At 29.6% G+C, this 13,358-nt stretch carries 11 protein-coding genes; 5 read left to right on the top strand and 6 right to left on the bottom strand.

Annotated elements, in window-relative coordinates:
• Positions 1 to 17: 17 nt before the first annotated feature.
• From B5464_RS13415 to B5464_RS13405, 3 genes are all read right to left on the bottom strand, one after another.
• Entirely contained in the window at positions 18 to 2,006 is a 1,989-nt protein-coding gene (locus B5464_RS13415) for a thiamine pyrophosphate-dependent enzyme (protein WP_079738795.1), read from the bottom strand.
• A 113-nt stretch (positions 2,007 to 2,119) separates the two neighbouring features.
• Positions 2,120 to 2,599: an Lrp/AsnC family transcriptional regulator gene (locus B5464_RS13410; protein WP_077809232.1), complete on the bottom strand. Its 480-nt coding sequence runs from the start codon at positions 2,597 to 2,599 to the stop codon at positions 2,120 to 2,122.
• A gap of 85 nt (positions 2,600 to 2,684) precedes the next feature.
• A complete protein-coding gene (locus tag B5464_RS13405) occupies positions 2,685 to 3,734 on the bottom strand; it encodes a M14 family zinc carboxypeptidase (protein WP_079738794.1) in 1,050 nt (349 codons plus the stop codon).
• 347 nt (positions 3,735 to 4,081) lie between these two features.
• Here B5464_RS13405 and B5464_RS13400 point away from each other — a divergent pair, with 347 nt between their 5' ends.
• The 3 genes from B5464_RS13400 to B5464_RS13390 all read left to right on the top strand — a co-directional run bounded on the left by B5464_RS13400 (position 4,082) and on the right by B5464_RS13390 (position 5,674).
• Positions 4,082 to 4,444, top strand: coding sequence for a helix-turn-helix domain-containing protein (locus B5464_RS13400; RefSeq protein ID WP_077809230.1), 363 nt, complete (start codon positions 4,082 to 4,084; stop codon positions 4,442 to 4,444).
• Positions 4,445 to 4,521: 77 nt separating this feature from the next.
• Complete coding sequence (locus B5464_RS13395; protein ID WP_079738793.1) at positions 4,522 to 5,301, top strand: HipA family kinase; 780 nt, start codon at positions 4,522 to 4,524, stop codon at positions 5,299 to 5,301.
• Positions 5,291 to 5,674 (top strand): DUF3037 domain-containing protein, encoded by a 384-nt coding sequence (locus B5464_RS13390; protein ID WP_079738792.1) that lies wholly within the window; start codon positions 5,291 to 5,293, stop codon positions 5,672 to 5,674. Before B5464_RS13395 ends, B5464_RS13390 begins: the two co-directional genes overlap by 11 nt.
• A gap of 319 nt (positions 5,675 to 5,993) precedes the next feature.
• Here B5464_RS13390 and B5464_RS13385 read toward each other — a convergent pair whose 3' ends face one another.
• Positions 5,994 to 7,847 (bottom strand): radical SAM protein, encoded by a 1,854-nt coding sequence (locus tag B5464_RS13385; protein WP_079738791.1) that lies wholly within the window; start codon positions 7,845 to 7,847, stop codon positions 5,994 to 5,996.
• Positions 7,848 to 8,010: 163 nt separating this feature from the next.
• Between B5464_RS13385 and B5464_RS13380 the strand changes: the two genes are divergently transcribed.
• Entirely contained in the window at positions 8,011 to 8,988 is a 978-nt protein-coding gene (locus B5464_RS13380) for a hypothetical protein (protein ID WP_079738790.1), read from the top strand.
• 186 nt (positions 8,989 to 9,174) lie between these two features.
• Entirely contained in the window at positions 9,175 to 9,900 is a 726-nt protein-coding gene (locus B5464_RS13375) for a tRNA-uridine aminocarboxypropyltransferase (RefSeq protein ID WP_302849545.1), read from the top strand.
• Positions 9,901 to 9,948: 48 nt separating this feature from the next.
• Here B5464_RS13375 and B5464_RS13370 read toward each other — a convergent pair whose 3' ends face one another.
• Complete coding sequence (locus B5464_RS13370; protein ID WP_079738788.1) at positions 9,949 to 10,725, bottom strand: zinc-dependent peptidase; 777 nt, start codon at positions 10,723 to 10,725, stop codon at positions 9,949 to 9,951.
• A gap of 25 nt (positions 10,726 to 10,750) precedes the next feature.
• Positions 10,751 to 13,192 (bottom strand): M1 family metallopeptidase, encoded by a 2,442-nt coding sequence (locus B5464_RS13365; protein WP_079738787.1) that lies wholly within the window; start codon positions 13,190 to 13,192, stop codon positions 10,751 to 10,753.
• Positions 13,193 to 13,358 lie beyond the last annotated feature (166 nt).

Below are 13,358 nucleotides of genomic sequence, written 5' to 3'. Positions count from 1 at the left end.
TCTAAAAATACTAATTTTTAATAATTTAAAAGCACTTCTATGGCTTTATCTAATCGACTTTTTCCTAAATACTGATTTTCTAATTCCGCTTGAAAAGGTATAGGAGTTTCTAAGCTTGCAATTCTAGCCACCGGTGCGTCTAAATATTCGAAACAGTTTTCGCTTATTAATGCAGAAATATCACTAGCCAAACCACCAAACATAGAATCTTCTTGTACAATAATTGCTTTACCTGTCTTTTTTACAGAACTATATATTGTTGCAACATCTAAAGGTTGTAACGTTCTTAAATCAATTACATCTATATTTTCTATGTTTTGCTTTTCTAAAGACTCTAAAACCCAATGTATTGCAGCACCATAACTAATAATTGTTAATGCATCACCTTCTTTTACAAAAGCTGCTTTACCAATTTCTGTTGTATAACTATTTGTAGATACCTCTTGATAAACAGAACGGTACAAAGCTTTATGCTCAAAAAACATTACAGGGTTTGGATTCTCTATTACCGAAGCTAACAACCCTTTTGCATCTGATGGAAAAGCCGGATAAACAACTATTAAACCAGGAGTTTTGGTAAACCAAGCTTCGTTTGTTTGACTATGAAAAGGCCCTGCATTAACACCTGCACCGCAAGGCATTCTTACTACAATGTCTGCTTTTTGTTGCCAGCGATAATGCGATTTTGCAAGTAAATTTACAATAGGATTAAACCCTGATGACACAAAATCTGCAAATTGCATTTCCATAACAGCTTTAAATCCGTTAACAGACAAACCATAAGCAGCAGAAACAATTGCAGACTCGCAAATTGGAGTATTTCTTACACGTTCTTTGCCAAATTTATCTAAAAATCCATCAGTAATTTTAAAAACACCGCCATAAGCTGCAACATCTTGCCCCATGATAATCAAATTATCATTTTTTTCCATTGCTTGCTCCAATCCTTCTGAGATGGCATCAACAAATCTTATTTTTTTCTTATCGAGAGACGGAACTATTTCTTTGTAACTATAATCTTTATAAACGTCTTTTAACTCCTCTTCTAAATTTGGTATAATTTCTTCCTCATTATATGCTATATCTAAGTTTGTATTTATTTCTGATGTAATTTCAGTACGAAAAGATGCATCTAATGTTTCTGTAAGAACACCTTCTTCTAATAAAAATTCTTTAAAATTTTCTAAAGGATCTTTATCTGCCCAAGTATCTAATAAATTTTTTGGTACGTACTTTGTTCCACTCGCTTCTTCGTGCCCACGCATTCTAAAGGTTTTAAACTCTAACAATACTGGTCTTGGTTTTTTTCGAATACTTTCGGCTATTTCAGATACTTTTGCATACACCTCTAAAATATTATTCCCATCAATTACATAACTCTCCATGCCATAACCAATGCCTTTATCGGCAATATGATTGCATTTAAATTGTTCTGATGTAGGCGTAGACAAACCATATCCATTATTTTCTACACAAAATAATACGGGTAAATCCCATACAGAAGCAACATTTAAGGCCTCATGAAAATCTCCTTCACTTGTACCACCTTCTCCTGTAAAAACTGCACAAACTTTGCCATTTTGCTTTATTTTATTTGCTAATGCAATACCATCTGCAACGCCTAATTGTGGCCCAAGATGCGATATCATACCAACAATATGAAATTCTTGTGTCCCAAAATGAAAACTTCTATCTCTACCTTTAGTAAAACCATTTAATTTACCTTGCCATTGCGAAAAAAGTCTGTGTAAAGGAATTTTACGTGTTGTAAACACTCCTAAATTTCTGTGCATTGGTAAAATGTACTCATCATCATACAAAGCAGCCGTTACACCAACTGCAATGGCCTCTTGCCCAATGCCAGAAAACCATTTAGATATTTTACCTTGACGCAAAAGAATTAACATTTTTTCTTCTATTAATCTAGGTAACAACATTTCTTTATATAAATGTAAAAGTTGTTCTTTTGCTATAGAATTTGCGATAAATTTAATTTTACTTGCCATACGTTGTATATTTCATAACGTTAACAAACATAAACAATCAAAAGTAGAATCCACAAAAAAATCCTTATCATTTTAATGATAAGGATTTCTAATTATTTATTAGTAAAATACTACTACAATTCTTTAAAAATTGCGTGCATCATTCTCTTTTTATCATTTATACTTTCTTCTAAAGCAATCATAGTTTCTGTTCTATTAACTCCAGGAACATCGTCTATTTGATATATAATGTCTTTTGCATCATTTGTTCCTTTTGCTCTAACTTTACAGAAAATATTATATTTACCTGCTGTTACATATGCAACAGTAACGTTAGGTATGTTTCTTAAGTTTTCTATAACACTCTGTGTCATAGACGTTTTTTCTAGATATACACCAACATGTGCTATAAAAGAATAGCCCATTTTTTCGTAGTTAAGTGTTAAAGTAGAACCTTGAATAATACCTTCATCCTCCATCTTTTTTACACGAACGTGAATGGTTCCTGCAGACACTAATAATTGTTTTGCAATATCTGTAAATGGTGTTCTAGCATTCTCTATTAAAATGTCTAAGATTTGATGGTCTATTTCGTCTAAAATGAATTTTTTCATAATTTATATATTATTCAATTATAATCGCAAATTTATAAATTTAATTTAAGAGAACAATGAAAAAAATGAGAAATATCTAATGTTTTTAGCTTTCGAAAACGATTTCGTGGTGACCAATTTTGCCTTTTAAGCTACTTTCTTCTACTTTAACCAATGTCGAAACTAACTCACCATCAACAATTTGATCTTTATATTGGTAGGCAATATCCTCCTTTTCGCCTGAATATCGATGAATTATATCATAAAAATCTTTTGCGTTGTTTGGGATAGTAAAGTAGTCTTTATACTCACTAAAATCTTCGGTAATTGCAATATGATACAAACCCTGTAAAATAGCATAAAAAGTATATTCTCTAGACACCTCTCTTACATAATCATCAGGATAGTGCCCAGATTCTATTAAGATAGTGTTGTAACCTAACTTTTGAAAATTATCTCCGGTAGCAGTTGGGTAAAACTCATCAGTGTATCTACCTATATAATTCGGAATCATTTTTTGCAAAACAGCATTCATAGCTGCAATCACATTCATTGTCTGTTTTCTACCTTTAGTTAACACCCTTGTCACTTCTTCTGATGGCGCTAAGAAAGATATTGTAGCAGGGTTTTTAGTGTTTTCTACATTAAAAATAGTTCTTTGGTCGTGTAAATTAAAACAAAACTGCGGATTAAAATCTTCTAAAAGACTTCTTAATAACTTGCTTTCTTTTGCAATTCGATCTACAGCATCTCTATTAAGATCTATATTATTACCATTTACTCTTGTATATACTTCTGCTCCGTCTGGATTTAACATAGGTATAAAAACCAATGTACATGCATCTAAAATCGTTTGTAATTGCTTTTTATTATTATTTAAAAAGCAATTAAATAGATCGAATAATGCTTTTGTACCCGTACTTTCATTTCCGTGCATTTGCGACCACAACAATATTTTTTTCTTACCAGTACCTATTTTAAGTTTATAAATAGGCATTCCTTTTTCTGATGTACCTATTTCTTGCACAAGAAATTTAGACTCATATTTCTGAAACAAACTTTCTATGTCTTTAAAACGAATCCATTTTCCAGAAATAGAAGTTTCTTTTTGTTCTTTAAAAATGGTCTTCAAAAAATCTACTGCTAACAATCTCATAATAATCGGTTGTAAAATCTTTGTAAAAATAAAGCAATCACATTTGTAATCAAACTAAAATGTTACAAATGTAAATCACCCAATTGTTACAAATGTAAACCTGTAATTTTGTTTACAAAGTTACTTTTGTAAACAGGATTTCTATTTTCTAATTCTCAAAGCTATTTGATTAAACATCAATATAATAATTTCTTATATTAAAAATTTAAATTACTATATTTTAGCATTTTACAAGACTTAACTAAAGTTTTACTTCACATATTTAAACACGCAATAAAACTAGATATAAATTTACCTTTGTGGTTACAATAATATATTTTACATTTGTAAAACAACAAGTTGTTACAATGATAAACACAGCCAATTTTACAAGTAAACTGAAAAAAGTAATGGAACATCATCAACTTTCGGCATCTACGTTTGCAGATAAAGTTGGTGTGCAACGTTCTAGTATCTCTCATATTTTATCTGGAAGAAACAAACCAAGTTTAGATTTTATATTAAAAGTAACATCAGAATTTAACGACGTAGATATTAATTGGCTTTTAAAAGACGAAGGTGTTTTTCCTAAAAATGCAGTTCAGAAAATAAAACAGCACACCCCTTCTTCTCCTACTTTATTTTCTTCAGAAAAAAATAACAGCGGAAAAAATATTCAACGAATTGTAGTTTTTTATGATGATGGTACTTTTGAAGAATATCAAAAATAATTTTACGTTTACTTTTCGTTTTCAACAAAAACCTAATTTTTACAACAAACTTGTTTAAATAGTATATTTTAGTATTTATGAATAAAATTGATATAAGAACGGTAAATGTGGTTCAGTATTTACAACCTTTAAGAGAAGGTGGTTCTTTGCCTGCAATTGTAAAAGCAGATGATGGTTTTTTGTATGTCTTAAAATTTAGAGGAGCCGGCCAAGGAACCAAAGCTTTAATTTCTGAATTTATTGGTGGCGAACTTGCGAGAGCTTTAAACCTGAAAGTACCCGAACTAGTATTTATGAATTTGGATGATTCTTTTGCAAAAACAGAACCCGATGAAGAAATACAAGATTTATTGAAATTTAGTGTGGGTTTAAATTTAGGACTTCATTTTTTATCGAGCGCAATTACTTACGATCCTTTGGTTTCTAAAGTTGATGCTTTTACGGCATCTAAAGTTGTATTGTTAGATAGCTTGATTAGTAATATCGATAGAACAACAAAAAATACAAACTTGCTGCATTGGAATAATGAACTTTGGGTAATTGACAATGGCGCTAGTTTTTACTTTCACCATAATTGGAGTACTTGGGAAAATCATTTAACAAGAACGTTTCCGTTAATAAAAGACCATGTACTTTTAGCGAAAGCAACAAAACTAAAAGAAGCTGCACTAGAAATTAAAAAAGAAATAAACGAATCTATTATAAATGAAATCGTTTCTAAAATTCCGGAAGATTGGTTGGAGAATGAAGGTGAAGTTTTAAAACCTAACAAAATGAGAAATGCATATATTACTTTTTTAAATGCAAAATTAAAAATGTTAGATTCATTAGTAAAAGAAGCAGAAGATGCAAGATAGATTTACATTTGAATATGCAATTATACGTGTTGTGCCAAAAGTAGAACGCGAAGAATTTTTTAACGTGGGTGTAATTCTATTTTCTAAAAGAAAAAAGTTTTTAGGAATTAAATACCATATAAACCCAGACAAGTTAAAAGCACTTGCCCCAGAATTAGATCTTAATTTTTTAAATAATTATTTAGCAGCTTGGGTGCAAATTTGTGAGGGCAATAAAGCCGGAGGTAAAATTGGTGAATTTGAAATTGCAGATAGATTTAGATGGCTTGCTGCTTGCAGAAGTACAATTATACAAAGCTCTAAAACACACCCTGGTTTGTGTGAACAACCAGAAGATTCTTTAAATGATATTTTTAAGAAATTTGTAATGTAACTTACAATAGCTCATAATTATACTTAAATAATTATTGAATTGATGTTGCCTCTTTATCAAAGACAACTTACAACAGTTATATACATTATGGTTAACTAATATTTTTTTTGCTAAATCATGTTAGCATATTTACGTTTACAAATAAAAACTATTTTTTGATTCTTAACTTAAGTAGTAAACAAGTTTAGCCCTGATTGTAGCATTTGTTTGAGCTCTTTTTTAGTTTGTTCGCGAAAATTTGTGAAGTATGAGCAAATTTATAAAGTGAACATACTAAAAAAAGCGAGTGCGAAAAGCAGGAAATAGCTTCTAAAAAAATCTATAAATGACTAGCGATTAAATTATTTTTAACAGTAACCTCTGGTACTTTAAAATTGAAATAATTATACAACGGAATTTCAAAACCTTTATGATTCAAATAATTATTTAATGCAATATTTAATCCTTCGCTATAAAGATGATGCTCTGCCCCTGTTGGGTCTTCGTGAAATAAATCGTTTTCTGCAAAACCTTCAAACTTTGGTCCTGTAATTTTAATTTTAAATTCCTCTGGATTTTTACCTACCGGACTATGACTTGTGCAAGCAAATTGATGCCAAAAAGCAGATTGAATACAATTGTTATAAAACAACTGACGTACAACTTCTAAAGAATCGATAGTTTCTTGCGCTGTTTCTGTAGGAAAACCAAACATTAAATAAGCATGAACCATTATATTTTGGTCGGAAAATGCTTTGGTAACTCTTGCTACTTGCCCAATATCTACTCCTTTTTTCATTTTTGCTAACAACCTATCGGATGCAACTTCTAAACCACCAGTTACTGCAATACAACCAGATTTAGATAAAAGTGCACACAGTTCTGGCGTAAAAGTTTTTTCGAATCTAATATTTGTCCACCAAGTAATAAATACTTTACGTTCTAGTAATTTATTGGCCAACGCTCTTAACATTTTTGGTGGCGCTGCTTCGTCTACAAAATGAAAACCAGTTATACCTGTTTCTGCAATTATCTTTTCGATTTTATTTACCAAATCGTCTGCAGTAGTGTTTTGATAATTGCCGATATAATCTAAAGTAACGTCACAAAACGAGCATTGTTTCCAATAACAACCATGAGAAATAGTTAACTTATTCCATTTACCATCAGACCACATTCTGTGCATCGGATTCATAACATCTAAAAAAGACAAGTATTTTGCTGTTGGCAAACCAACATAACTTGGTGCTGGTAAATTTTTATGATGAAAAATTGTATTCGGAGATTTATCTGCATAAACAACTTTATTTTCTCTGCAAATAAATGTTCTTTCTAAAGACTCCTCTCCTATTTTATTTTCTAAATATTCTGTAATTCTTAATAACGGCCCTTCACCATCATCTAAAGTTATAAAATCTACATAATTAAAAATACGCGTGTCTGTTAATCGTCTAAGCTCTGTATTGCAATAACCTCCGCCAAAAGCAACCTTAATTGTTGGATATTTTTCTTTGATAAATTGCGCACATCTTAATGCAGAAAACAAATTACCAGGAAACGGAATTGTAAAACAAACCAAATTATAAGCATCTTGTTGTAATTGTTCTTCTAACAAATACAACATTTCGTCTTCTATTAAAGTGGTTTCATATTGCAAACATTCTTCTAAAGTATTAAAACTAGATGCTGCTCTACCAATTTGTTCTGCATAACGTGTAAAAGAAAAAAACTCGTCTACATTGGTATTTATAAAATCGCCCAATTCTTCTACAAATAAAGTGGCAATGTGTTTTGCTTTGTCTAAAATACCAAGTTTACCAAACTCTGTAGATAAATCTTTGTTTAGTTTTATACGCCTGTGCCCGTGCGGTAAAAAATCTTTGTGCACAATTTGATAAGCTGCAGTAACTTCTTGTACACGCAAATAATTCATTACAGTATCTACTTTATCTATATATGCTTCTCTTTGTTGCCAAACCAACGGCAACGCAGTATTACCAAGCATTTCTGCTTGTTTAAAAATAGCATCTATAAATTCTTTAGTAAATACACTTGTAAATAACTCGATACTTAAATCTAGCTGCTTTGTTTTAACACCTTTAGCATCTAAAAATCCTTTAATATATGCCGTAGCAGGATAAGCAGTATTTAACTGCGTAAATGGCGGAGTAATTAAAAGTGCGTTAGTAGACATCTAATTTATTAAAATGCAAAGATACTACCTCAATTATAATTACTCTTTAAATTTTTAATGCTTTTTCTTAAGATTCATTTTCTTACAAAAACAGGTATTTATACGTGAATTCTGTGCCAACTAAAAACTTACATTCGTTTTATAACTTAAAAACAATTTAATTTTGAATAGTAACCCTAACTTTATTGAAATTAAAACAGAAACCACAAAACTGTTAGATGCTGAAATTACTAAGGAAAATGCTAAAATTAGTTTAAATAAAATTCATCTTAAATTACAAGAAACAACTGCTATTACAGGTTCTGATTTTTCAATTGAAAATTTAGTAGCAATACCCACATCAAAAGGAAAAGCCTTGGGTTTAAATTATGCTGCTTTATGTTTATTAGATTACAAAAGAACAACTCTTTTTTTACAAGCGATATATACTGCTATAAAAGAAATACAAGACAAAAAGCCTAAAAAAAAGATAAAAATATTTTATGCCGGTTGCGGGCCTTACGCACCTTTTTTCACATTGATATGTACTCTTTTTAAACCAAGTGAAATTGAGTTTTCTTTGCTTGATATTAATGTTGCATCAATAAAGTCAACAAAAAAAATAATTAGTGCTTTTAATTTATTGCCATACATAAGTACAATTTATACTGCAGACGCCACAACTATAAAAGTACCTAAAAGTGTATGTTATGACATTTTAATAAGCGAAACTTTAGATGCTGTTTTATATAGAGAATGTTATGTACCCATTTTAATGAATTTATTACCTCAATTTAAGAAAGACGTAATTTTGATTCCAGAAAATGTGCTGCTCACCTCTTCTTTAATTAATACTGATGAACCTGATAAAGAAGAAGAACTTTTAGATGTTATTTTTGATGTTAGAAATAGCATACTAAATAATACAATTTCAGATAATTCCAATCCTTTAAAAGTTGCTATTTCTAAGAAAACAGAACACTATAATACTTTGGTAATTGATACAAATGTTCATATTTATAAAGACTATTGGTTAAAAAGATACGATTCTACTTTAACAACACCTTACGCTTATCACCTAGAAAAACCATTTACTAAGCAAAAAGCTGTTTTTACATATCATTTGGCTCCAGAAATAGAAATGAAATTAACTTTTGAGTAACTAAATTATTCTGTTTCATCGCAGATACTTATTTACTTATTGTAGTATTTTTAAAATTGGAAAAGAGAAAAATTTTACAGATGATGATCTTTTTTTCCCTGATATATTTCTGATTTAAAAAGTAGTAGTTTTGCAAACTAAATTTTTAATATTCACAAATTAAAAGCATCTAAACAAAAATTTATTTTGCAAGAAGAAAGTTATAATTACAGAATACAATGTTACAAATGTATGAGACCAAATAGTACTTGTATTTGTAAACACATCCGTTCTTTTGATACAAAAACTCGTTTTATTATTTTAATGCATCCGAAAGAATATAAAAAAGAGAAAAACGGAACGGGAGTTATGACAAATCTTCAGTTAAAAAATGCTGAAATAGTTGTTGGTGTAGACTTTACCAAAAACAAACGAATTAATAATATAATTGATAATAAAGAAAATTCTTCTTTCTTATTATACCCAGGTAAAGAAAGTTTTAATTTATCTACTAGAAAAAAACCAGAAATAGAACGTTTTTTAGATAAAAAACCTCATATTTTTATTCTTGATGGTACTTGGCCTTGTGCAAGAAAAATGCTGAAGCTAAGTAAAAACTTACAGGAATTAAATAGAATAAGTTTCGACAACAAAATAAAATCTAAATTTATTATCAAACAACAGCCAGAATCGCTTTGTCTTAGTACGATAGAGTCTGTTTACACGGTTTTAAATCTACTTAAAAAAGCAGAAATAGAAAATTGCGATACTTCTAATTTTCTAGTTCCTTTTAAAAAAATGATTGGGTATCAACTTGATTATTTATTAAACCCAAAAAGTAAAAATTATCTTCCGGAAGCTAGTAAGGTTATTTCACCTAAAAATAGTTATAAGAAAGAAACTCAAAGAAGTATTATTTACGAACAAGAATAATTTGCGTTCTTAAATCTACCTTTTTTGCTCTTTTTAAACTTCTAAAAATTATTTAATAAAACAAGACGCTAACATCTTATATAAATCTGGATGTTTTCTTTTCATTAGTTTAGGTCTTTCAAAGAAATACTCTCCGGACACAGCTAAAAATTCAATTTCAGATGTTCCTCCGTAATTTCTAATATCAGAATCATCATTATTAATTTCTTCGATTTTTTTATGAATTAACTGTAAATAAGGAATCGTGTATTGTTTGTCTAGTAAAACTTCTGGAATACCATCAATAACACCATCCGATTTATCGAGAAGATGAATAAACTCGTGAATAGCTGTGTTTCCTTTATCTGTTTTATTATGAAAACCATGATGCAGTGCTTTTCTTGATAAAATCATTTGATTTTCAAACCTTCCTGTACCCACTAAACCACCAATATTTCTGTGTGCTGCCTTAGAGTCAAACTGTAAATCATCATCAAAATAATCTGGATAAATTAAAACCGTTGTTAAGTTTGTATACTGCCAAGAAGGAAATCTAAATACAGGAATTACAGCACTGGCAGCAACTAATAACGTATCTAACTCTTCTATTTCAAATTTAATAGCCCTAATATGAACGGATGATAAAAAGCGTGCCATTTTTTCTCGAAAAAGTTGTTGCTCTTTTTCTGTAAGTTTTTGATAAAATAAAACGTTATTCTTTAAAACACTGTGCCAATGATTGGGTACAGAAATTTTTTCGATATTTTTAATCGCTCTTTTTTTATTACTTCGAATAGTAAATATTAAAAGTATCAATAATAAAGAGATTGCAATAATATAAAGCATTCTAGTATTTTTTTAATAAAAAAAATTACAAGAGACCCGTCATTGCTTCTTTTACAATCGCAATATTTCTATCTTTATTGGTGTTTGTAGATTTTTCTTGTTCTTGTATTATTGTTCTCATTAAGTTGATTACTACTTTATCGAAGCTAAACTTTTTATATTGATTTCCTTTGGTTACCATATCTTCTACTAAATTCTGAATTGCCAACATATTATTACTTTTAGAAATCATTTTAAAAGCTTTTTCATACATCACTTTTGTTGGTCCTTGTCCAGATAAAAACATACCAGAAACAACACTTTTAGCAATAAATGGTAATTCTGTTTCGTCTTTAGACTCAATAAATATTTGTGTTAACGGTGTTGCCAATATTTTACGAACATCGTCTGGTAATTCTTTAGATTTTTTTAAAGCCAAATCTTTATCTATATAATACATAGCAACTAAAGATTTTCCTAAAACTGCATACGATTTACTTTGCAAACCTTTTGTGAAAATAGATTTTAATTCTGGGTCTGTTAATTTCCCTAAAGTTTCTATAGCAGCTGCTTTAACCAATGTTTTAGCATCATTATTAGCCAATTGCATAATTTTTCTAATGGCATCTTTCTTAGAAAATTTATTAATTAAATCGATATTTTCTAAAGCCAGTACTCTAATTTTATATGAAGAATCATCTAAAGCTGATACAACAGCGTTAAACGCAACTTTATCGTCTTGTTTTTTTACAACTTCTAAAAGCGCTTCTCTTCGATGCATAAAATGTGTTGCATTTTTTAACTGAAAAATATAATCACTTAAAACTTTATTTTCATTAATCTCTGCCAACAATACACCATCAGAATTTATCTGAATTAAATCTGGCATAGTTTCGAACGGAAACGTAAATGAAGCATCGTTATTTTCTACAAAAACAGTTTCTCTTCTACGCTTAGTACCTTCAAAAATATCTAATGTTAAAGGAAATTGAAAATTTTCTGGTTGCAGTTGTAAAATGTTTACTGTTACAGTTTTTCTTAACTTATTATAATCATAAGAAACATCTATTTTTGGATGATTTGCACCAAAATACCATTGATTAAAGAACCAGTTTAAATCTTTACCAGTTACTTTCTCGAAAATTAAACGCAATTGATGTGCCTCTGCTGCCTTATATTTATAGTCATTTAAATACGTTTTTAAGCTTTCGAAAAAAGCTTTGTCTCCTAAATAGTTTCTTAGCATATGCAAAATAGCGCCACCTTTGTTATAGCTAACTAAATCGAACATATCTTCTTTATCTAAATAATTAAAACGTACCAAATCCTTATCAGATTCTTGACCTTCTAAATATGAACTAACATTAGAATGCATGTACATTTCTGCTGCCTCTTCTCCGTATTTATATTCTTGCCATAAATATTCGCTATAATTCGCAAAAGACTCGTTAAGTGTTAAATTAGCCCAACTCTCTGTGGTTACTAAATCGCCAAACCAATGATGAAAAAGTTCGTGTGCTATAGTGTTTTCATGAATATTTTCGTCGATTAATTGTCCGGGTGTTTGGTATGCTTGTTCACCATGAACAACCGCTGTAGTATTTTCCATAGCACCAGAGACATAATCTCTAACAACTATTTGGCTATATTTATTCCAAGGATAAGCAACGCCCAATTTTTCTGAAAAGAATTGTATCATTTCTGGTGTATTACCAAAGATATCTTTTGCATATTGTGCATATTCTTTTTCTAAATAGTAGTTTACCGGAATATTTTTATAAGAATCTTTTACTATCTCGAACTCGCCAACACCCATAAAAAATAAATAAGGTGCATGTTTTTGATCCATTTTCCAGTAATCAGTTCTTAAATTGCCATTATTCGTTTGATTTACAAGTGATCCATTAGATAAAGTAACATATTTGTTAGGAACTGTAATGTAAATTTCTTGTGTAGTTTTTTGATTGGGCGCATCTATTGTTGGAAACCAACAACTGCTTCCCTCTGTTTCTCCTTGTGTCCAGATTTGTGTTGGCTTATTTTTATCTGCACCATCAGCATTTATAAAATACAAACCTTTTGCACCAGTAATTGCCGCACTACCTTTGTCTTTAACTTTTTCTGGCCTTGCAGTATATTTTAAATAGACCGTAAATTTTTCTTCTTTTGTATACTTTTTTGGAAGTTTTATTACAATTTGAGCATCATCATAATCGTAATTTAATTTTGTTCCGTTTAAAGAAACTTCATCAAACAACATTGCTTTTGCATCTAACGTAAAAAGGTTTGTAGCATAGAAATGAGGTTTTGCAGTAACCCAAGCTTCACCATTTAATTCTTTTTTATCAAAATTAAAATTAACTTTTAGTTTGGTATGAATTAAGTTGTGCGTTTTTTCTCTTTCTGCTCTATAAATGGCATTATTTTGTGAGAAACTTATGGTGCTTATTGATAGGAATGCAAGTAGAATCCAGATTTTAATCTTCATAAATAATATATTCTTCTAAACTTCAAAAATACTAAATATGAAGATAGAACTTGTTAATGAGCAGTTAAATTCAAAAAACGTACCAAAAAACCTAAAATTATATAAAAAATGAGTTGTATTTGGTACAAAAATTCAATAAAAATTACAACTTATAATTTTATAAGAA

The organism is Polaribacter sp. KT 15 (assembly GCF_900143115.1).
Classification (GTDB): Bacteria; Bacteroidota; Bacteroidia; order Flavobacteriales; family Flavobacteriaceae; genus Polaribacter; species Polaribacter marinaquae.
Note: the sequence above shows the minus strand (reverse complement) of the source record. Positions and strands in the feature narration are given on the sequence as shown.

What these genes read in the sequence shown, in the direction of transcription:
- B5464_RS13405 (WP_079738794.1), bottom strand. Translation starts at nt 3,734, where the DNA reads ATGAGATTGTTAGCAGTAGATTTTTTGAAGACCATTTTTAAAGAACAA.
- B5464_RS13365 (WP_079738787.1), bottom strand. Translation starts at nt 13,192, where the DNA reads ATGAAGATTAAAATCTGGATTCTACTTGCATTCCTATCAATAAGCACC.
- B5464_RS13370 (WP_079738788.1), bottom strand. Translation starts at nt 10,725, where the DNA reads ATGCTTTATATTATTGCAATCTCTTTATTATTGATACTTTTAATATTT.
- B5464_RS13410 (WP_077809232.1), bottom strand. Translation starts at nt 2,599, where the DNA reads ATGAAAAAATTCATTTTAGACGAAATAGACCATCAAATCTTAGACATT.
- B5464_RS13385 (WP_079738791.1), bottom strand. Translation starts at nt 7,847, where the DNA reads ATGTCTACTAACGCACTTTTAATTACTCCGCCATTTACGCAGTTAAAT.
- B5464_RS13415 (WP_079738795.1), bottom strand. Translation starts at nt 2,006, where the DNA reads ATGGCAAGTAAAATTAAATTTATCGCAAATTCTATAGCAAAAGAACAA.
- B5464_RS13390 (WP_079738792.1), top strand. Translation starts at nt 5,291, where the DNA reads ATGCAAGATAGATTTACATTTGAATATGCAATTATACGTGTTGTGCCA.
- B5464_RS13400 (WP_077809230.1), top strand. Translation starts at nt 4,082, where the DNA reads ATGATAAACACAGCCAATTTTACAAGTAAACTGAAAAAAGTAATGGAA.
- B5464_RS13395 (WP_079738793.1), top strand. Translation starts at nt 4,522, where the DNA reads ATGAATAAAATTGATATAAGAACGGTAAATGTGGTTCAGTATTTACAA.